The organism is Endozoicomonas sp. PH6C, assembly GCF_059322965.1.
The window spans coordinates 5,647,732-5,667,250 of record NZ_CP185342.1 but is presented as its reverse complement, the minus strand read 5'-3'; the positions used below and the strand labels follow the sequence as shown (position 1 = coordinate 5,667,250).

Genomic DNA, 19,519 nt, shown 5'->3' with positions numbered 1-19,519 from the left:
TTGTTTCAGCCGGTAGCCAGTTTTCCGACGGCCTGATAGCACTCATCATCACTGTTTTCCATTTCCCAAATATCCAGAGCATTTTGCATTCCGAGCCATACATCTACAGAGGTACCCAGAGCAATAGCCAACCGCTTGGCCATATCCTTACTGCATGGTATTCGTTCGTTCACGAAAGCGGATAAGTGCTTTCTGGAAACATTCAGAACTTTTGCCGCTTCTGTGACCGAAAGATTCAAAGGCTCAAGCACATCCATTTTTACAATCTGACCGGGATGGGTCGGCTTTCTACTTCTGATTCTCTTGGACATAATTTTTTCCTCAGTGGTACTGCTCATAATCAACTCTGATTGCATCCTGCCCTTCAAACTCAAAGGTGATGCACCAAGGCCCGTTTACATGGACCGAATAACGACCTGCTGTTTTTGGCTCCAGCTTGTGAAAGTTGAAGCCTGGAATTCTCATATCATGCGGTTTCTTTGCCTGATCAAGAATATCTAGCAATCGGGCTATACGATTCTTATGTTTCGGGGTTATCCCTTTGGTTGTGCCATCGTAAAAATAATCTTCCAAACCTTTGTGAAGAAATGTCTGTATTGCCATGAAATCACCGTAACCATATTGGTGACAGTTTAGAGTGTAACCAGAATGGTGTCAAAAGCATTAAGACTCAGATTATGGGCTTTGGACAGGGAAAGAAAACTGACTCGAATGGAATAACGCGGAAGAGCTTCATAGCACCTCTCCCGCTTATCGGGCTCAGCGATTAGCCTGACGGAGTGAGTCGATAATCCTCAGAGCTCCAGCCGCTATCAATTGATCAGTCTCCTGCTTGTTGATGTAGGAGTATGTCAGCCCCAAATTCTCAAGGAACTCTCTGAACAAGGCATTGACAAAATCAATCTCGATGATTTCGGCGTACTCCCCAAGAAAGTAGACATTGGGTGGATTGGATATTCCCTTTTCTGTCGCTTTGGCAATCATGTTTGCAGCGCGTTTCTTTATCTGTCTCAGAGTGGGTATCATGTTGTCTTTCATTTGAGCAACATACCACATTTTGAGAGCTGTTGGCGCTTTTGCATCCTGCAGTCTGAGCATCAGGATTTTGTAGCCCAGCTCATTATTTCTCTTGCGTTGCGAATAGCGGTCAAAGAACTCAGTGTCTGACGCCTCTGGATCAATTTGTTGTTTCAGATACTGGCGGCTTAGTATCAGTCTCTGTTCTATCAGACAGGCCTTTAAATCGGCGTCGCAGGCTGATAATTCTGAATCCATCTCCCGGTACTGTTGGAGAGAGATAGATTCTTCTGATTGTGCCAGTTTCTCTTTCCATTGTGTCTGCTTTGCCTTACATGCCGTATAAGTGTCTTCGCAATATGTTGTTTCGGCATTGGCAAAAAACTCGTCACTGGCGAAGGCCCCGATACTGTGAACGCTGCCACTGGGAAGGGGCAGTTTGGCAGCGATCATTGGCATGCTAAGGGTTTTAGCGGCACGCTCTATGTCATCCCTGTAGAGCATTTTCATATCAACGGTTTTTAACTCGCCCTGTTCCATAGAACACAACACATCGTGGGTGGTTTTAAAAACGAACAGCTCATCTTCTGCGTTCATCAGTTTCATAGCTTCCCCGATCAATGCGGTATGGTGGGTAGTCCTGATGTCTGTCAGAGCTATTCCGCTACTCCGAAAGGTTTCCTTAATGGCTTTTTCTGCATGTTCCTGAACGACGATAACATCCTGTGGGTCATAGAAGACCTGCAGTAAATCTCCTTCTTTGGACGTGGCGGCATCAAAGCCAGCCACAGCATAGAGGAGCGAAGCGGGTGTTTTTGCAGGGTCTATTCCCTTTTGGGCCAATACCGGCTTCTGCTGTGCAAGCATTTCCCGAGCCATTTTTCTGGCCACAGCCACAGCGTTTCTAGAGGGGTCATAATTACCGCTCTCCATGTCGCTGCGGGTTCGTTTGTAAGCAATGTTCCCAACATGGTCCAGATACGCATCGTCGATGTACATGTCCCGCTTGATTGAGACCAGAACTCTGGGTTTGTCATTGTCCAGACGCTGAACCAGATACATTTCGGCACGGGAATCCAGGCTCCAGAGTACATAGACCAGTTCTTCCTGAGCCTGGAGGATGGCACTGAAGCTTATGGATAACACGGCCACGAACAAAATAGTCACTTTCCTGATAATCATGAGTTACTCCTTATAAAATTATTAAAGACTCGAAGATTGGACGGGAGTTTCAGGCTTTTAGTTCCGCTGTTGTCGACATTCTTGTTTTATGGTTTTAAGTCTTAAGTCGGGCAGGTTCGTGGTACAATGGCTTCCTTTCGCCGTAAGAATACTGAAAAGGCAGGCTTGTGGCGTCAGCTTGAGCGATGTGAATCGCTTACACCTGTTTCACCCAAAGTGAATAATTCAATGTCCGAATATACAAGTGTCGAAGAGCGCGTAAGCTATGGTATTGGCCGTCAAATGGGCGACCAGCTGGCCAGCAATCCTGTTGAAGGTCTGTCCATCGATGCCGTTCTGGCCGGTCTGGCTGACTCCCTGAATGGGGCTCCAAGTGCCGTTGAGCATTCTGCTCTGCAGGAAGCGTTCAATGAAATGCATCAGCGCATCCAGGCCAGGGAAGCCGAGAAAGCCAAGGAGCTGTCTGCTGAGGGTGAAAAGTTCCTGGCTGAAAATGCCAAGCGTGAGGAGGTTACTGTTACTGAATCAGGCCTGCAGTACGAAGTGCTGGTAGCCGGTGATGAGAATGGCGAAAAGCCGGGACCCAACTCCACTGTTCGCACTCACTACCATGGTACTTTGCTCAACGGTTCTGTGTTTGACAGTTCTGTTGATCGCGGTGAGCCTATCGAATTCCCTGTTAACGGCGTTATTGCAGGCTGGACAGAAGCCCTGCAGCTGATGACCGTCGGCTCCAAATGGAAACTGTTTATTCCATACAATCTGGCTTACGGTACCCAGGGTGCAGGTGGTGCTATTGGCCCTTATGCAACTCTGGTCTTTGAAGTTGAGCTGCTGGCTGTTTCCTGACAACAGCTTTGGACTGGCAGCGTCCTGCTTCCAGTCCTGTTTTGCCAATATTCTGGAAGGATCAGCCCACCAGCGACTTACCGGTCATCTCTTCAGGTTGCTCGAGACCCATCAGGTCCAGCAGGGTAGGGGCAATGTCAGATAAAATACCGTCTTTCAAGTCAATGGCTTTGGGTCCAAAGTAAACGAGAGGGACCAGCTCGCAGGTGTGGGCTGTGTGAGCCTGACCGGTTTTAGGGTTAACCATCTGCTCAGCGTTACCGTGGTCGGCGGTAATCAGACACTGACCACCGGTTTCATCCAGCGCGGCAATAACTCTGCCAATGGCTTGATCGACGGCTTCCACGGCTTTCACAGCGGCATCAAAAACGCCGGTATGACCCACCATGTCGCAGTTAGCGTAATTGCAGACAATCAGGTCATGCTTGCCGCTCTTGATTTCAGCGACCAGTTTTTCAGTCACTTCCGGAGCGCTCATTTCAGGCTTGAGGTCGTAGGTGGCTACTTTGGGTGAAGCAACCAGAACTCTTTCTTCTCCTTTGTAAGGCTCTTCCCTGCCGCCACTGAAGAAGAAGGTGACGTGGGCATATTTTTCAGTCTCGGCAATACGCAGCTGTGTTTTACCCAGCTTTTCTATGTATTCACCCAAAGTATTAGGGAGTTCTGACGGTGGGTAGGCACAGATCGTATCGATGTTGGCAGCATACTGAGTCAGCATCACGAATCCGGCCATTGCGGGCTGTTTGGAGCGTGGGAAACCGTCAAAATCTTTTTCTACAAAGGCTCGGGTGATTTCACGGGCCCTGTCGGCACGGAAGTTCATGAACAGAGCCGCATCACCGTCATTGATGGTGGCCGGGCTTTCACCAAGGGTGGTAGCTTTTACAAATTCGTCGTTCTCATCACGCTCATAAGCCGCATGCAGTCCTTCTACAGCAGTTTTGGCAGAAAAGTCTGCTTTGCCCAGAGTCATCAGGTCATAGGCTTCCCGGACTCGTTCCCAGCGGTTATCACGATCCATTGCGTAATAGCGACCGATCAGGCTGGCCACTCTGCCAATACCTTTTTCCTTCAGGAGAGCGTCGGCTTTTGCCAGAGAAGCTTCGGCGCTGCGTGGTGGCGTATCGCGGCCATCCAGAAATGCGTGAACATAGACTTCTTTGGCGCCTCGTTTGGCAGCCAGTTCCACCATGGCGTTGATATGATCTTCGTGACTGTGAACACCGCCAGGAGATAACAGTCCCATGATGTGAACCGCTTTTCCTGCTGAGACAGCTTTGTCGATAGTGTCTGTAAATGCTTTATTCTCGAAGAAGTCACCGTCCTTAATGGACTTTGTAATACGGGTAAAGTCCTGGTAAACCACCCGACCGGCACCGAGGTTCATGTGGCCGACTTCGCTATTACCCATCTGACCATCGGGCAGGCCCACATCCATACCGGAGCCTGAGACAAAACTGAAAGGATGCTCCTTCTGGAGTCGGTCCATGACCGGTGTATTGGCAGCCAGGATAGCGTTGGAATCAGGTTCTTTTCGGTAACCGTAACCATCGAGGATGATCAGGGCGGTGGTTTTGCGCTTGTCAGTCATGGATCAAACCTTGGGCATAAAGGCCAAAATGGTGATCAAAATAGTGTCTTTGAAATACTGCTTTTACAAACGTTGCAGCTATTCTCAGAAACCGGGTTGAGCAGCATTTTTGGCTCAGGACTGTTTTGAGAGGTGAAGGCCTTGAATTCTACCTGCTTTACGGCTGGTTTCCAGAGACAGATAGATAGAAATTCACAATTTGCAGAATAGAACAATTGTTTTCGCCAAAGCCTGATTTTCTCTGCTTTCAGAGGGGTATACACAACCTGTTATGCTGACATTTACTAGCGAGCACTTTTAGTTCACACAGTCGTAACTCTGTTTAGCAGCCTGTATACTTGTCGCCTCAAGGAAAATAATTACGAAAACTGGCACGGTTCTCTCCTTAAATAGAGAGACAGTAAGCTGTTTTCCCCTCGTTAAGGCATATTAGTACTGGTTCGGTATGGAACAGATTATTGAATTTATAGGCAATCACCCTCTGCTGGTGGGTTCTCTGGTGGCTCTGGTGTGTGCACTGCTCTTTACCGAGATGCGTAAGGGCGGACAGAGCGTCGGTTCTCAGGAAGTGACTCAGCTGATTAACCACCAGGGGGCTATAGTACTTGACGTCAGGGAAAAAACCGACTTTAGCAAAGGTCATATCGTTGATGCCGTGAGCATGCCCTATGGCAAAGTGGCTGAGCGTATCGGCGAGCTGAACAAACACAAAGACAAGCCGATTGTTATCGTCGATGCCATGGGGCAGCATGCTGGTAGCGTTGGCAAGCAATTGAAAGACGCCGGGTTTGAGCAGGTTGTACGACTGAAAGGTGGTATTGGCACCTGGACGGCCGATAGTCTCCCTCTGGTTAAGAAGTAGATTAACAGAGAATGATTCACTCCCGGATAGACGAGTGAATCATTGTCAGCAACAATGGAAAACAGATGGCTCAGGTTACCCTTTATATTTCTGCTTATTGCCCCTTTTGCCATCAGGCGCTCAGGCTGCTGGACAGCAAAGGGGTCAGCTACCAGACTATCAGCGTCGACGGTAAGCCCGATGTCCGTCAGGAAATGACACGCAAGGCAGGTGCGCGCACAGTTCCCCAGATATGGATTGGCGACACCCACGTGGGGGGGTGTGATGACCTGTATGCTCTGGAATCTGCTGGCAGACTGGACGACTTGCTGAAGTAAAATGGACTCGTATCCTGAAGCTTCATGGGATCGAGCCCGTTTTTGAAAGTAGCTGGTTACCAGACTTGATACTGGTATTTTTATCCCCACTAATAAGTGGGAAGCGAATTTAGAACCGATGTTTTTAAGGAAAAGATAATGGCTGAGAATCAGCAGCAAGATCAGGCGCAGTTTGCGCTGCAGCGTATTTACGTAAAGGACCTGTCCTTTGAATCGCCAAAGTCTCCGGAAATGTTTCAGGCGCAGTGGCAGCCAGAAGTTAAGCTGGACCTGAACACCACTAACCGTCTGCTGCACGATGACATGTATGAAGTCGTGCTGTCTCTGACCATTACTGTCCAGAACGGCACTGAAGAAGAGAAAGAAACGGCTTTCCTGGCTGAAGTTCAGCAGGCGGGAGTTTTCCTCATCAAAGGATTGGGTGATGAGGAATTGCACCGCACTCTGGGTGCTTTCTGCCCGAACATTCTGTTTCCATACGCACGTGAAGCCATTGATAACCTGGTTCTGCGTGGCAGCTTCCCTCCGCTGATGCTGGCACCTGTCAATTTTGACGCCCTCTACCTGCAGGCGCGTGAACAGCAGGAAGCTACCGTTAACTGACGGACTGATAGCTTATAAATAGATAGCTCATAAATAGATAGCTCATAAGTAGATAGTGCCGGGCGTTGACCGGCACACTCTTCTCTCACTCACCCCCAATAAATTCCAGCTGCTTCCAGGCCTCGTAAACCATAACGGCCACAGTATTGGATAGGTTCAGGCTTCTGCTTTCAGGCAACATCGGTAAACGCAGTACCTGATCCTTTGGCAGGCTATTCAAAATATCGGCTGGCAGGCCTCTGGTTTCCGGGCCGAACATCAAGGCATCTCCGGGTTCAAAGGCATGTTCCGAGTAGCGGGTGGTACCTTTGGTGCTCAAAGCCAGAACTCTTTTGGGTTTCACTGTTTGAAGAAAGTCCTGATAGTGATCATGAATCTGCAAATTGGCGTACTCATGGTAATCCAGCCCGGCCCTTTTCAGACGCTGATCATCAAGATCAAAACCCAAAGGCCTGATCAGATGCAGGCGAAAACCTGTATTGGCACAGAGTCGGATGATATTCCCTGTATTGGGAGGAATTTCTGGCTGGTAGAGAACGATATCAAGCATGCTCGCGGGAACTGATTCAGTACATCGAGGTGGAATTATAAGGCTTTTAGCTTGGGTTGTGAGTGAATCTATACCCATCACTACATCTTTAAAGGCGATGGATACAGAAACGGTTGTTAACCTTTCAGACAGAAGCCTGAGCCAGACCTGAGATCAGAACCATGGTTAACAGGAGAGCAACAATGTTACAGCTGCGTCCGACGCTACATTGTTTTTCATCGCAGCGGCATTGGTCGTAAGGTGACAGATTCATCTTCAGAAGCCTCTTTAAATTTCCTGAGGGTTTGCTGATACACGCTTCGAATACTGCTCTGCCTTGGAAGCTACACAATTAATATTAGTAAAGCTTGTCAGGGCCGAAAGAAAATTTCTTGCCCTTATAAATCTGTCGGGATAATACTATTTTTCCGGGGGTTTTACAGGGTTTTCTTAACAAGTGTTGCTTTTCTGGCGTGTTCAATAAAATGTATGCTCAATCCAGCTCACCTCACCCCGGAGGAAGTGCGGGCGTTGATCAACCTGTCTCACAACAAGGATTATCAGCGACTGCCGGAATACCGGAAATGCCGCCGACAGGGACATCTGGAACAGTCAGCTTTCATCTTTCGAAGCGTAATGTCCAGCAACCTTTTCATGGGCAGCAGTCAGTGCCTGAAGAGTGCCGCTCCACATCAGATTGGAGACACCTCCCATGGCCGTTGCATAAGCTAACTGGGCAACAAAAACCTTAGGGTTTTTAGCGGCAGTGGCAGCCAGTTGTCTGAAAATCTCCTGATGGGTTTTGCCCAGTATCCGGCCATTGGCGTGGGTTTTGAGAATATTATTGATAAAACCCACTGTTGCACCCACACCAAACTGTGTTGCCCTCATTTCAAAATCACCAAGCTTCCCTTCATCCCGTCGTTTTACCTGCTGCCTGTCCATTGAATCCATCGAAAACATCAGCAGAGCGGAAAGGCAATTGCTTGTAACTCCTCGAAAATGCGATGTTAGCGTTCTTTTGAAACCCCGTTGCAGAATAGTTTTAGATTCCTGAGCTTTTTTTACATTGCGATCACTCATCTGCTGTTTAATTTGCATCACTGCAAAAGGCTGGCTGGCTACTGTCATTAGTGTGGCAGTAGTGCCGTTGACTGCAAAATTAGCTTTACCCTGGGTGTCTTCAGGCAGCTCCATTGTAGAAGACACGCCATAAAGCAATTGCGCAGATACTGTTCGAACCGTATCGGCAATCGCGTAACGAGTAACAGTGCGGGCTATGGCTGGAGCCCAGCCGGCCGTAGATAAAGCCGCTGTCAACTTAGGCAGCTGACCGGTTTGCTGTGACTGAACCAGTGGCCTGAGTAAGGAGGAAGTCGCAGGTGTGTTCAATACAGCAGGAAGCAGCATATTGTCTTTAGCAAACTTACTTACGTACAAAGGTAAAGGAGCACCCTTCAACAGGCTTTCAGGAGCCAGCTCTGTTTTTCGGCTTACAAGAGATGTTTCACTGCCAGTTTCTGCGTTACTGGCGTCAGGAAGGTACTTTGACGATTCAATGTCAGCAGAGGGCTTGTTTTCAGGTGAGACAGTACTCAGGCCCGATTGCTGCTGTGTAGTGGTTAGTGGATCCATTATCGACTCCCTTTAAATAAATCATATTCATTCTGAGTTCCTCACCGGGAAAAAGTTCATTTTATAGTGTGTTTGCGCTCATCTTCCTCACTTACCGCGAAGGACAATCTCAAGTCCGACAGGCTGCCAGTTGCTTGGTAGCAGAAATCGGATCACCTTAAGCTCGTTTGGCGTCTTGTGCGTTCAACCCAACGAAAGAATAGAAAGCAGAATCGCCAGATGTAGTAATATGTGTTAATTATTAACACAAATGGTGCGGAGCTATGGCAAGAACAACATCGGTAACATTAGGCCAGCATTACGAAGACTTCATCAATGATCTTATAGAAAAGGGTCGTTTTCAGTCTGTTAGTGAGGCGGTTAGGGCAGCGCTCAGGGTCTTTGAAAAAGAAGAGCAAGAATATGAAGCCAGGTTACAGGTTCTGAAGGACAAAATAGAAGCCGGTCGTAACAGCCCGGTTGTAAAAGACTTTGATATGGATCGTTTGCTTGATGAATTAAACGTGAGACGTGATGTCGTGTAGTTACGATTACGTTGACGACCTGAAAATAAATGTTTATCTAAAAAAGTCTACTCAAAAGTTTGATATATAAATTTATATTGATGTATCCGCTTGCATTTATGCGGGAAGTACCTGTTTTCAAAATCTTTGAATATGAGGTATTGACATGGATCAATATATCTCCAATAGATGTTTTTGTGAGCAATTATTTATGTTAGCCTTATCGGAAAATACGTACATTAGTCAGCCTTGGGCTAACTAAAGCGTGTAGAGAAAATAAGAAGTATCGGTTTCAGGGAAAGTCAGTCATAAGAATAATAAAAAGACAGTGGTTGTTTAGTTCTTTTTGTCATTCTCCATGTCTGCCTTGATGTTCCGAAAGAAGCCTGAAAAGTGGCTTCGAGATCAGGTGTCGGAACACACCTGGAGCTTAGAAGAAAAATAGACAACGGACTAGTTCTAGATATTGGAGAAAGTGATGGAATTTAAAAAAGTAGCTGTGGCTTTAGCACTGTCTGCAGGGCTGGCCTCTTCCGGGCTTCAGGCGGCTGATAACCCAACGGGGCCGACTGCAAACTCATCTACTGGCAATTTTGATATTGTCCTTAGAAATGATGTTCAAGTAAAACTGTTCGGCCTGGACGACGTAACTTTCGATACCGACTCTGGCACTACCGGTGATCTCTCAGGTTTTACTCCTTCTTGTGTTGATTCAAACGTTGAACGATATGAAGTCAGCCTGGTAAGCAGCAATGATTTCAAATTGATAGCTGGATCGGGCCCTGCATCAGGTGATATCCCATATTTGCTGACCTATTCACAGAACTTGGCGACAGACCAGATCTGGGGTGATAGCAACCTGAGCTCGGGTGATGCAGCGGGTGATTTTGCAAGAGATGGCACAATAGGTGGTGACACTTGCAGTGTTGCTCTGGACTCTAAAATTACCGTGGACATACTGGAATCGGATTACACCGGTAAAGATGTAGGTGTTTATTCAGATACGGTTACAGTGGTGGTTTCAGCTATTTAATCCCACATGGCCAGCGAAGTTGACTCCGGTATCTTCGCTGGCTCTCCAAAAAAATAAAAAACAGCCGTGAGTAATAGCCCTGAGCCAACCCACGGTAGAAGAATCAGAGCAGTAACAAAAAGGACTTTCCCGGGTCATGACTAGGCGGAAATGCATTGACATTCTATGTATTGCATTGCCCATGGTTTTTATTTTCTCGAAAGCTGTGGCCAGTCAGCCGCTTTTCCTTGCTCAGAATAAAGTCCCCGAAGGTTTTGAGACGCTCAGCGAGCCCCAGCAGTCGCTGATGGATATCTATTATGGCAACCGCTATCTAACTTCCCAGCTGGCCACCTTTCAACCCGGTAAAATTACCCTTTCCAATGTTAATGAAGTGGTTCGCCTGATTGGTTCGGTGAATGATCCTGCTTTTTTGACGACAGCTTTATCGGGCGAGTTGAATACCCATGCCGAGGCGATCTGTCCGCCCAATGTCACGAAGGATTGTGGTGTTCTTAATCCTCCCATTGCCGGTGTGATTTTTGATGAGTCCCGCTTCCGGGTCGATGTGTTTGTTAATCCCCGCTTTCTGTTAACCCGGGCTGCAGATGTCAGAAAATATTTGCCGCCATCCGATGCAGGCTTTGCCATGATGCAGAACTTTTCGGCAGCGGCCACGGGTAACACTGAAGACGCTAATGGCAATGACTACACTCTGAATGGTCTGACACTGTTGTCTTATTATGAAAACAGTGTGCTGTGGAGCTGGGACTATTCAAAGTCACAGCAGTTCTCGGTCAATCAGCTATATGGTCAGAGGGAGTATGAAGGTTTTGAATACAATCTTGGCTTGCTCTCAAGTCAGGGGTTTGGCCTGAATTTCACGTCCGACCAGCCTCTTGTGGGAGCCCGCTTTCAGAGTTCTGATAATACCCGGAACGACACCGATTTCAGCGGTGGTATGCCGGTTGAAATCTTTATGCCACTCAGAGGCAGGGTTGAAATCAGAAAAGATGGACGACTGATTGCCTCTTATTTCCACGAAGCGGGTCTTCAGGCTCTGGATACCACTAATTTTCCCAGTGGTGCCTACGATATAGAAATCAGTATTCTGGATGAACAGGGTAACCTGCAGTCTCAGGAAACCCGTTTCTTTTCAAAACAGTACCAAATACCCCCTGAAGGTGAATGGCAGCTCTTTGCCGAAACAGGGCGTGTGATGACATCGGTTTTCGATGGCACCCTGCCTCAAAGTACCGAGCAGTGGCTGACCCGGGCCGGTGTGAGTCGGAGAATTTTTGATACTATGGCAGGTACTCTCTCTGCTGCCGCTACTCTGGACACTGCATTGCTTGAGCTGGGTCTGTTTAATCTGGGGTATCGTTATGAGTTATCACCGTCGGTGATGGTAGCAGATAACGGCAGCTATGGTATGACCCTGACTGGCAGAACCTGGTTGGGCGACGTCTCTCTCAACGGCAGTTATCGCCGACTCTGGAGAGATGACAGTGAAGAGGAAAACACGGATCGCCCGGCACTGATCGGTGATGCTTTTGAGCAAAGCAGTTTTTCTGTTTCTGCACCCCTCTGGAGAGGTAACGCCAATTACCGATTCAGCAGCAACAGAAATAATAGCGACGGTAGAACAGAAACCCACGGAGTGAGTTACACCGCTAACGTTTTCAGAACACTGGATTACGACACCAGTGCGACCTTCAGTTTGAGTGAATCAGAAGGTAACACTGTAGCGCTGTTCAGTTTTGAGTGGCGATTCCGTCAGGACCGTTGGAATTTCCGGGTTAACCCCCGGGCTGAGGTTCAAGACAATAACGGTGTTAGAGACAGAACAGAAAAAATGAGGCTGTCAGCCTCCTGGGACGACGGTGATCTTTTTGATGGCCAGTTGACTTCCAGTGTCTCCGCAGAAGCGGGCAGCGGCGAACGCAGACTCGATGGTACTTTGCAGTATGGTAACCGGTTTGGCAGAGCGGCATTGTCGGTAAACCACAGTTCAACAGAAGCTAACCGGATTACTAACTATAACGGCAGTTTCAGTACCAGCTTCCTGACCGATGGCAATGTTGTTGCCATGGGGGGAGAGCAAAGAGCTGAAAGTGCTCTGGTGGTCAATCTGGAAGGTCGTGAAGGCGACGTTTTTGATGTGAGAATTGATGGCCAGAGAAGAGGTTATGCCGTGGCGGGCAGACCGTCGGTGATCACACTGTCGCCTTTTGAACAATATACCGTTACCCTGTCGCCTTCAGGAGATACCCTTTACAGTTTTGATGAGCGGGAGCGCCGTTTTACCTTGTATCCGGGAAACGTGGTGACACTGGACTATGAAGCTATCCCACTGCAACTGCTCTTTGGTCGTCTGTTAATGAATGGTGAACCTCTGGACAGAGCCCGGATAACCGGAGGGCTTTATCCTTCCAGCTCAGACGACATTGGCATGTTCCAGATAGAAGCTCGCTCAGATATTAACGAATTGAGGATTGAGCTGGAGAATGGTTGGCAATGTTCCGTACCTGTTGAACCGGATGATGAACAATACATATTAAGAATGGGAACTCTGGATCTTTCCGAGTCTGATTGTGTTCCCGAGCTGGAAGGTCAGCTGGCCATCGGTAAACGCGATGATTCCTGAGCGGGATTTTCAGAAAAAAATAGATAACAGGATAATGGGATCCTGCAGTGTTCAGGTGCATTGATTACAAGAAGGTCTGTCGTATAAAGGCCCGGGATTGAAGACATTGAAGTATTTTATCAAGGTGTTTTTTGCAGTACTGATATTCTTTTCGTCAGGGTCACAGGCGTTCTTTGATTTCTCAGGTTTTGTCGCTGACCCGCTCAACGTCTCCTCGGGCAGTGCAAACCCCACCTATAACTTCACGGTTTCCTTCAGTGCATTTTGTAATTCGGGCTGTGTAGGTCAGGATTATCGGTTGGCTCTCTCTGATTCTGATCCCGGCAGCCAGAGCCCTTCGAGTAATGTTCCTGATAGTTATCAGGCGGATGAGTTGTCAGAGTTTTTGATCAGTGCTCAATATAGTCAGCTGGAAAATCAGGGGAGTTTAGTGCCCGGAGAATGGACACACTCTGAAAGCTCTTCCGCATTTTTCGAGACCACTACCAATGGCACAGTGACGGGCTCGTTTACTTTTACCTTTAATCAGAGTCGACTGCAACAGCTTGAGGCTGGCACATACGACTTTAGCTTTTATATCGCCGGCGAAGATATGTACCAAACACGCCATCTGGACAGTATTCTGGTGACTATTCCAATCGTTGTACCCGAGCTGGTGCAAATATCAGGTCTTGAAGATGTCGCTCTGGATACCAATGACCTGTCTGGTAATAATCTGGATGCTCAATTTGGTGTCTGTGTATTCAGTAATACCGGTGGCGTCTCTATAGACTTCGATAGCAGCAGTAACTCGGGCGGTAACTTTATGCTGAGCAAACAGGGACAATGTGTGAACCCATCGGATTGCGTTGATTATCGTATGAGGGTCAGGACCCCCAGCCAAGACTGGCGGAACTATCGCAGGCAGGGGCAACGACCTAACAAGGTCTGGACTGCCAGTACTCAGCAGGATTGCGGTGGTCAGGATAACATGACATTGCTGGTCAGGATCAATCAGGGGGCTCTTAATAACATCGATTCGGGTGTTTACAGCGATACCATGACGGTTACAGTCAGGGCACGATAAAAATAACTATGGATGTTGTTTTCTTATGATATATGCCAGATGGATACTTTCGCTAATTACACTGACATTGGCTAATACGGCTGCAGGCTTTTTCGTTTTTGGTCAGCAGCAATATACTGCGACACCTGTTATTTGGACCGGTGGCGATGTTGATATCGATCTGCCTATTCAGTTGCGGTCGTGCAATGGTATCGGTACTGGATCAAGCTTTCTCCGCTGTGGCTGGTTTCGACAAGCTGAAGATTACACTATTGAAGCGACTGATTTTGATTTCATTGCTTCAGGGAGTGTCCCTTCTATAGAAATGTCCCGGGTGATCTTTGAGCAGGGGAGCAATTCATTGTTGCTAAAAGATGGCAGCAATGTTCCTGATACGGGTTCGACATTTTTAGATCCGGGGACTTGGAGGCAGGTAGATGGGAACGTATCGGTTACGGTGAATGCTATCGAGTTACAGGGTCGTCAACCCGGAAATTATCAGGCTGTAATAAAGCTCACAGGCATGGAGAACGGAGGTTTTATACCTTATACCGATAACAGCGATCTCATCTTTGATCTGAACATTCCTGACCGCATCCAGATCAGCGGCCTGAGCGACCTGGCGCTCACTGACCAGAGTCTTCAGGGTGATATAGATTTTTGTGTTTACACTCAAAGTGGATCTGACTTCACTGTCCGGGCTACCGGGCTGAATAATGATTTTCTTTTATCGAGTCAGGTGGGTTATCAGTTAAGAGTAGGGCAAGGGGGCGCTATGGAAACCCTGGTGCCGGGAATAGATGGGCAGCCCTGGACTGGTTCTACTCAACAGTATTGTGGCGGCGGCGCCAATATGGATCTTGAAATTACAGTACCTTTATCGGAAGTGTCTGGACTTCAGCCCGGCATCTATAAAGATACGGTAACGGTGACGGTCTCGGTTCTATAAGTTAAAATGCCAATCTCTTTTCTGTGCTGCCATTGAAAACACTGCATTCGTCTTCGATGTTGCAGCCGGGGTTTTCAATGTTCAGTTTTGCTCGTCCTTTAATATTATAAATGTTACAACACCGGCGTTTGTCGCTCTGGCATGAGCTAAACTATCTACTGCGCGAGATCACATAAACCAATGATATGTCATATACGACAATATTTAATTTGTGGCCGCATCTGTTAAGCCTGATTGCTTCTGTGTGTCTGCTAAACTGCTCTGGATAGAGTCTGAACTGAGGCTTAGGGGTCGTCATAGAGCCCCTGAAATATAGAAGCAAAACAGATTGGCGATCAGGTTAGATATAGGAGAAAGAGATGGAATTAAAGAAGTAGTATTTGCTGTTGCGCTATCTTCAGGACTGGCCTTTTCCCGGCTTCAGGCAGCTGAAAACCCAACAGGACCCACTGCAAACTCATCTACCGGAAAATTTGACATCGTTCTTAGAAACAATGTTCAAATACAGCTCTTCGGTCTGGTGGACGTGACTTTCGACACCACTTCTGGCGGTGATCTCAAAGGTTCTACTCCTTCTTGTGTAAATTCAAACGTTTATCGATACCAAGTCAGCTTGGAAAGCAGCAATGATTTCGCATTGATGGCAGGGTCAGGTGCAGCAGCGGGCAATATCCCTTACTTGCTTACCTATTCTCAGAAGCTGGGTGCAAAAGATCAGGTCTGGGGGGCTGGCCACCTGGCGTCAGGTGCTACAGCGGGCGATTTTCAGACAGATGGCCTTATACATGCTGAACTCATTTGCAGTGTTTTAGAATCTAAGATTACTGTAGACATTAAAAAAGCGGATTACACTGGTAAAGCTGTCGGCGTCTACTCAGACACAGTTACAGTGGTGGTCTCGTCTATCTAATCTCTAATAGCCAGTGAACTTGACTTCGGTATCTTCGCTGGTTTTCCAAGAAATGAGAATGCCTACAAGTAATAGTCCTTAGCCAAACCACGATATAAGCAATCGCTGTTGTCTGTTGTCCCGGTCTCTAGAAATGCCCATTGTGGAATACAACACTGGTTAATTATTGAGGTAAACGACAAAGTTTATGATATGAGTATATCTGTTGAGCCCATGTGCATTTCTGTATGTCTGCTACACTACTCAAGCGGAGCTTGAAAAGAAGCTCCGATGTCAGGATGTCTTAAAGCGCTTTTGGCATAAGATGTATAGCAGGTTACGAACTGGTTAGGTGAAGGGTGAAGAGATGGAGTTAAAGAAGTAACTACAGCTGTTGCGCTATCGGCAGCCATGGCTTCTGTCTGGCTGCAGGCGGCTGATAACCCAACAGGACCCACAGCAAACTCGTCTACCGGCAAGTTTGACATCGTTCTTAGAAACGATGTTCAAATAAGGCTCTTTGGTTTGGAGGATGTATCTTTCAATACTGCCTCTGCCACTACTGGTGATCTCACCGGTTTTACTCCTTCTTGTGTTGATTCAAACGTTGAAAAATACGAAGTTAGCCTGACGAGCAGCAATGATTTCGCATTGGTGCCAGGATCAGGTACGGCAACTGTTAAGATCCCTTATTCGTTGACCTATTCTCAGAAAGGGGGTGCGGCGGATCAGATCTGGGGAAAAGGTCACTTGGGGTCAGGTGTTGCGGCAGGAAGTTTTACAAGAGATGGCGTCATTGGTGGTAACACTTGCGATGCGGCTCTGGAATCCAGAATTACCGCAGACATTATAGAAGCAGATTACAAAGGTAAAGATGTAGGTGTTTATTCAGACACAGTTACAGTGACAGTTTCATCTATCTAATTCCAGATACCCAGTGCAGTTGACTCTGGTATTTTCGCTGACTTTCCTGAGAGGCCGACCGAGAATAGCGCCCGTCTGGGCGATCCCGTAACGAGGACTGCAGGGAATTGAGGATGAAAATTCGGTTTTATGAGGAGAATAGCGAGCTATTTGACGAACAAAAGCGGATTTTCAGACCAGTTTACTGCCGCCACGCGACTGCATGGATGCAGAAACTAGAGCAACGCAGGAGCAATTGCCGCGTGGGGCGGTATATTCTCGGTCGGCCTTCTGTATATAAAGCTGCTGTGAGTAAATGTCCTGAGCGAACCTGTGGTATAAATTTCCTTTTCTTAAGCATCAGAGCAGTAACAAAAAGGATTGTTCCGGGCCATGATAAAGTGGAAATGCATTGACATTTTATCCGTTGCATTGCCCATGGTTTTTATCTGCTCGAAAGCTATGGCCAGTCAGACGCTTTTTCTTGCCCAGAATAAAGTACCTGCGGGTTTTGAGACGCTCAGTCAACCTCAGAAGTCGCTGGTGGATATCTATTATGGCAAGCGCTATTTAACTTCCCAGCTGGCCACCTTCCAACCCGGTAAAATTGCCCTATCTAATGTTAATGAAGTGGTTCGTCTGATCGGTTCGGTGAATGATCCTGCTTTTTTGGCTTCGGCTTTATCGGGCGAGCTCAATACCCATACTGAGGCAATCTGTCCGCCCAATGTCACCAGGGATTGCGGTGTTCTTAATCCTCCTGTTGCCGGTGTGATTTTTGATGAATCCCGCTTCCGGGTTGATGTGTTTGTTAATCCCCGTTTCCTGTTAACCCGAGCTGCCGATGTCAGGAAATACCTACCTCCCTCTGACTCGGGCTTTGCCATGATGCAGAACTTTGCGGCAGTCGCCACCGGTACATCTGATGACGCTAATAGCAGTGACTACACTTTGTATGGTCTGACGCTGTTGTCTTATCGTGAAAACAGTGTGCTCTGGAGTTGGGACTATTCAGAGTCTCAAGACTTCTCGGTCAATCAGCTCTACGGTCAGAGAGATTTTGAAGGCTTTGAATACGATCTTGGCTTACTTTCAAGTCAGGGGTTTGGCCTGAATTTTACGTCCGATCAGCCTCTTGTTGGAGCTCGATTTCGGAGTTCTGATAACACCAGAGACGACACCGATTTCAGTGGCGGTATGCCGATTGATATCTTTATGCCGCTCAGGGGCAGGGTTGAAGTCAGAAAAGATGGACGACTGATTGCCTCTTATTTCCTGGAAGCCGGTCTTCAGGCTCTGAATACCACCACTTTTCCCACGGGGGCCTATGATATAGACATCCGGATTCTGGATGAGCAGGGTAGCCTGCTGTCTGAGGAAACCCGTTTTTTTGCCAAGCAGTTTCAACTACCCCCTGAAGGTGAATGGCTGCTTTTTGCTGAGACGGGGCGTGTGATGACATCGGTTTTTGATGGGGTTCTGCCTGATAGCACCCAGCAGTGGTTGACACGGGCCGGTGTCAGTCGAAGAATTTTTGATACTCTGGCGGGGACTCTCTCTGCCGCCGCGACTTTAGACACTTCATTGCTTGAACTGGGTCTGTTTAAGTTGGGTTATCGTTATCAGTTATCGCCTTCGGTGATGCTGGCGGATAATGGTAGTTATGGTACGGCCCTGACAGGCCAGGTTTGGTTGGGCAACGTCTCTCTCTTCGGCAGTTATCGTCGACTCTGGAGAGACGATAGCGAAGTAGAAAATCCTGATCGCCCGGCACTGATCGGTGATGCTTTTGAGCAAAGCAATTTTTCTGTTTCTGCACCTCTCTGGAGAGGTAGTGCCAATTATCGGTTCAGCAGCAATAGAAATAATAACGCTGCCAGAACGGAAACCCACGGATTGAGTTACACCGCGACAGTTTTCAGAACGCTGGATTACGATACAAACGTTACTTTCAGTGTGAGTGAGTCAGAAGGTAACTCTGTGGCGTTGTTGAGTGTGGAGTGGAGATATCGTGAGGATCGGTGGACTTTCCGGGTTAACCCCAGGGCTGAGGTTCAGAAGACTGACGGCATAGAAGACAGAACAGAAAAATTGAGACTGTCAGTTTCCTGGGATGACGGTGATCTTTATGATGGTCAGCTGACTTCTACTGTCTCTGCAGAAGCGGGCAGTGGCGAACGCAGACTCGATGGTGTTTTGCAATACGGTAACCGGTTTGGCAAAGCCGCATTGACAGTTAACCATAGCTCAACAGAGGATAACCAGGTTACTAATTATAACGGCAGTTTCAGTACCAGCTTCCTGACCGATGGCAATGTTGTGGCTATGGGAGGAGAGCAGTTGGCAGAGAGTGCTCTGGTGGTCAATCTGGAAGGTCGTGAAGGCGACGTGTTTGATGTAACCATTGATGGTCATAAAAGGGGTTATGCCGTAGCGGACAGACCTTCGGTGATCCCGCTGGCGCCTTTTGAGCAATATACCGTTACCCTGTCGCCTTCAGGGGATACCCTTTACAGCTTTGATGAGCGTGAGCGCCGGGTCACCCTGTATCCCGGAAATGTCGTGACACTCGACTATAAGGCTATCCCCCTGAAACTGCTCTTTGGTCGCTTGTTAATGAAGGGTGAGCCTCTGGACAGAGCCCGGATTATCGGAGGACTTTATCCCTCCAGCACTGACGATATTGGCATGTTCCAGATAGAAGCCCGTTCAGATATTCATGAGTTGAGGGTTGAACTGGAGAATGGTTTGCAATGCACAGTGCCCGTTGAAACGGATGATAAGCAATACATACTAAGAATGGGAACCGTGGATCTTTCCAAGTATGATTGCGTTCCCAAGCTGTCAGGCAGTTGACCAATGGCGAACAGGACAGCGGCTGAGCATCAGTAATACTCGGTCATACGGAGATATTATGATGGTTAGAGTTAAGGTCCAGTCAAGATAAGAACAGATGTTGTTTTCTTATGATATGTCTCAGAGGAAT

Annotated in this window: 18 protein-coding genes; 12 read left to right on the top strand and 6 right to left on the bottom strand. The window is 47.7% G+C overall.

What is annotated here, in order from left to right:
* Positions 1-5 precede the first annotated feature (5 nt).
* The 3 genes from ACOMG9_RS20650 to ACOMG9_RS20640 all read right to left on the bottom strand — a co-directional run bounded on the left by ACOMG9_RS20650 (position 6) and on the right by ACOMG9_RS20640 (position 2,199).
* A complete protein-coding gene (locus ACOMG9_RS20650) occupies positions 6-311 on the bottom strand; it encodes a HigA family addiction module antitoxin (protein ID WP_422410935.1) in 306 nt (101 codons plus the stop codon).
* A 10-nt stretch (positions 312-321) separates the two neighbouring features.
* Positions 322-603: a type II toxin-antitoxin system RelE/ParE family toxin gene (locus ACOMG9_RS20645; protein WP_448218263.1), complete on the bottom strand. Its 282-nt coding sequence runs from the start codon at positions 601-603 to the stop codon at positions 322-324.
* Positions 604-759: 156 nt separating this feature from the next.
* Positions 760-2,199 (bottom strand): hypothetical protein, encoded by a 1,440-nt coding sequence (locus ACOMG9_RS20640; protein ID WP_448218262.1) that lies wholly within the window; start codon positions 2,197-2,199, stop codon positions 760-762.
* 228 nt (positions 2,200-2,427) lie between these two features.
* Between ACOMG9_RS20640 and bamJ the strand changes: the two genes are divergently transcribed.
* On the top strand, positions 2,428-3,048 hold the full coding sequence (gene bamJ, locus ACOMG9_RS20635; RefSeq protein ID WP_448218666.1) for a BamJ family beta-barrel-assembly machinery protein: 621 nt from the start codon (positions 2,428-2,430) through the stop codon (positions 3,046-3,048).
* Between the two features lie 61 nt (positions 3,049-3,109).
* On the opposite strand, the gene gpmM is transcribed toward bamJ, so the two are convergent.
* Entirely contained in the window at positions 3,110-4,639 is a 1,530-nt protein-coding gene (gpmM, locus tag ACOMG9_RS20630; RefSeq protein WP_448218261.1) for a 2,3-bisphosphoglycerate-independent phosphoglycerate mutase, read from the bottom strand.
* A 445-nt stretch (positions 4,640-5,084) separates the two neighbouring features.
* On the opposite strand from gpmM, the gene ACOMG9_RS20625 reads away from it, so the two are divergent.
* The 3 genes from ACOMG9_RS20625 to secB all read left to right on the top strand — a co-directional run bounded on the left by ACOMG9_RS20625 (position 5,085) and on the right by secB (position 6,421).
* Positions 5,085-5,501 (top strand): rhodanese-like domain-containing protein, encoded by a 417-nt coding sequence (locus ACOMG9_RS20625; RefSeq protein ID WP_494529323.1) that lies wholly within the window; start codon positions 5,085-5,087, stop codon positions 5,499-5,501.
* A 65-nt stretch (positions 5,502-5,566) separates the two neighbouring features.
* Complete coding sequence (gene grxC, locus ACOMG9_RS20620) at positions 5,567-5,818, top strand: glutaredoxin 3 (RefSeq protein ID WP_422135316.1); 252 nt, start codon at positions 5,567-5,569, stop codon at positions 5,816-5,818.
* A gap of 138 nt (positions 5,819-5,956) precedes the next feature.
* The gene (secB, locus tag ACOMG9_RS20615; RefSeq protein WP_422135315.1) at positions 5,957-6,421 is read left to right on the top strand and encodes a protein-export chaperone SecB; all 465 of its coding nucleotides are present in this window, start codon (positions 5,957-5,959) and stop codon (positions 6,419-6,421) included.
* Between the two features lie 85 nt (positions 6,422-6,506).
* Here secB and trmL read toward each other — a convergent pair whose 3' ends face one another.
* On the bottom strand, positions 6,507-6,971 hold the full coding sequence (gene trmL, locus ACOMG9_RS20610) for a tRNA (uridine(34)/cytosine(34)/5-carboxymethylaminomethyluridine(34)-2'-O)-methyltransferase TrmL (protein ID WP_494529322.1): 465 nt from the start codon (positions 6,969-6,971) through the stop codon (positions 6,507-6,509).
* Between the two features lie 591 nt (positions 6,972-7,562).
* Complete coding sequence (locus ACOMG9_RS20605) at positions 7,563-8,585, bottom strand: hypothetical protein (RefSeq protein ID WP_494529321.1); 1,023 nt, start codon at positions 8,583-8,585, stop codon at positions 7,563-7,565.
* A gap of 263 nt (positions 8,586-8,848) precedes the next feature.
* Here ACOMG9_RS20605 and ACOMG9_RS20600 point away from each other — a divergent pair, with 263 nt between their 5' ends.
* The 8 genes from ACOMG9_RS20600 to ACOMG9_RS20565 all read left to right on the top strand — a co-directional run bounded on the left by ACOMG9_RS20600 (position 8,849) and on the right by ACOMG9_RS20565 (position 19,389).
* Positions 8,849-9,109 (top strand): type II toxin-antitoxin system ParD family antitoxin, encoded by a 261-nt coding sequence (locus tag ACOMG9_RS20600; protein WP_448218256.1) that lies wholly within the window; start codon positions 8,849-8,851, stop codon positions 9,107-9,109.
* Between the two features lie 457 nt (positions 9,110-9,566).
* On the top strand, positions 9,567-10,121 hold the full coding sequence (locus ACOMG9_RS20595; protein ID WP_448218255.1) for a hypothetical protein: 555 nt from the start codon (positions 9,567-9,569) through the stop codon (positions 10,119-10,121).
* A gap of 136 nt (positions 10,122-10,257) precedes the next feature.
* On the top strand, positions 10,258-12,747 hold the full coding sequence (locus ACOMG9_RS20590) for a TcfC E-set like domain-containing protein (RefSeq protein ID WP_448218254.1): 2,490 nt from the start codon (positions 10,258-10,260) through the stop codon (positions 12,745-12,747).
* A gap of 106 nt (positions 12,748-12,853) precedes the next feature.
* The gene (locus ACOMG9_RS20585; protein WP_494529320.1) at positions 12,854-13,813 is read left to right on the top strand and encodes a hypothetical protein; all 960 of its coding nucleotides are present in this window, start codon (positions 12,854-12,856) and stop codon (positions 13,811-13,813) included.
* Between the two features lie 25 nt (positions 13,814-13,838).
* The gene (locus tag ACOMG9_RS20580; RefSeq protein WP_494529319.1) at positions 13,839-14,741 is read left to right on the top strand and encodes a hypothetical protein; all 903 of its coding nucleotides are present in this window, start codon (positions 13,839-13,841) and stop codon (positions 14,739-14,741) included.
* 328 nt (positions 14,742-15,069) lie between these two features.
* Complete coding sequence (locus ACOMG9_RS20575) at positions 15,070-15,651, top strand: hypothetical protein (RefSeq protein WP_448218251.1); 582 nt, start codon at positions 15,070-15,072, stop codon at positions 15,649-15,651.
* Between the two features lie 390 nt (positions 15,652-16,041).
* The gene (locus tag ACOMG9_RS20570) at positions 16,042-16,554 is read left to right on the top strand and encodes a hypothetical protein (RefSeq protein WP_448218250.1); all 513 of its coding nucleotides are present in this window, start codon (positions 16,042-16,044) and stop codon (positions 16,552-16,554) included.
* 372 nt (positions 16,555-16,926) lie between these two features.
* Positions 16,927-19,389: a TcfC E-set like domain-containing protein gene (locus ACOMG9_RS20565; protein WP_494529318.1), complete on the top strand. Its 2,463-nt coding sequence runs from the start codon at positions 16,927-16,929 to the stop codon at positions 19,387-19,389.
* Positions 19,390-19,519: the final 130 nt, after the last annotated feature.

Coding starts and splice junctions, on each gene's coding strand:
- ACOMG9_RS20645 (WP_448218263.1), bottom strand. CDS start 603: ATGGCAATACAGACATTTCTTCACAAAGGTTTGGAAGATTATTTTTAC.
- ACOMG9_RS20605 (WP_494529321.1), bottom strand. CDS start 8,585: ATGGATCCACTAACCACTACACAGCAGCAATCGGGCCTGAGTACTGTC.
- ACOMG9_RS20595 (WP_448218255.1), top strand. CDS start 9,567: ATGGAATTTAAAAAAGTAGCTGTGGCTTTAGCACTGTCTGCAGGGCTG.
- ACOMG9_RS20625 (WP_494529323.1), top strand. CDS start 5,085: ATGGAACAGATTATTGAATTTATAGGCAATCACCCTCTGCTGGTGGGT.
- secB (WP_422135315.1), top strand. CDS start 5,957: ATGGCTGAGAATCAGCAGCAAGATCAGGCGCAGTTTGCGCTGCAGCGT.
- ACOMG9_RS20650 (WP_422410935.1), bottom strand. CDS start 311: ATGTCCAAGAGAATCAGAAGTAGAAAGCCGACCCATCCCGGTCAGATT.
- ACOMG9_RS20590 (WP_448218254.1), top strand. CDS start 10,258: ATGACTAGGCGGAAATGCATTGACATTCTATGTATTGCATTGCCCATG.
- grxC (WP_422135316.1), top strand. CDS start 5,567: ATGGCTCAGGTTACCCTTTATATTTCTGCTTATTGCCCCTTTTGCCAT.
- ACOMG9_RS20640 (WP_448218262.1), bottom strand. CDS start 2,199: ATGATTATCAGGAAAGTGACTATTTTGTTCGTGGCCGTGTTATCCATA.
- trmL (WP_494529322.1), bottom strand. CDS start 6,971: ATGCTTGATATCGTTCTCTACCAGCCAGAAATTCCTCCCAATACAGGG.
- ACOMG9_RS20570 (WP_448218250.1), top strand. CDS start 16,042: ATGGCTTCTGTCTGGCTGCAGGCGGCTGATAACCCAACAGGACCCACA.
- ACOMG9_RS20565 (WP_494529318.1), top strand. CDS start 16,927: ATGATAAAGTGGAAATGCATTGACATTTTATCCGTTGCATTGCCCATG.
- bamJ (WP_448218666.1), top strand. CDS start 2,428: ATGTCCGAATATACAAGTGTCGAAGAGCGCGTAAGCTATGGTATTGGC.
- ACOMG9_RS20580 (WP_494529319.1), top strand. CDS start 13,839: ATGATATATGCCAGATGGATACTTTCGCTAATTACACTGACATTGGCT.
- gpmM (WP_448218261.1), bottom strand. CDS start 4,639: ATGACTGACAAGCGCAAAACCACCGCCCTGATCATCCTCGATGGTTAC.
- ACOMG9_RS20600 (WP_448218256.1), top strand. CDS start 8,849: ATGGCAAGAACAACATCGGTAACATTAGGCCAGCATTACGAAGACTTC.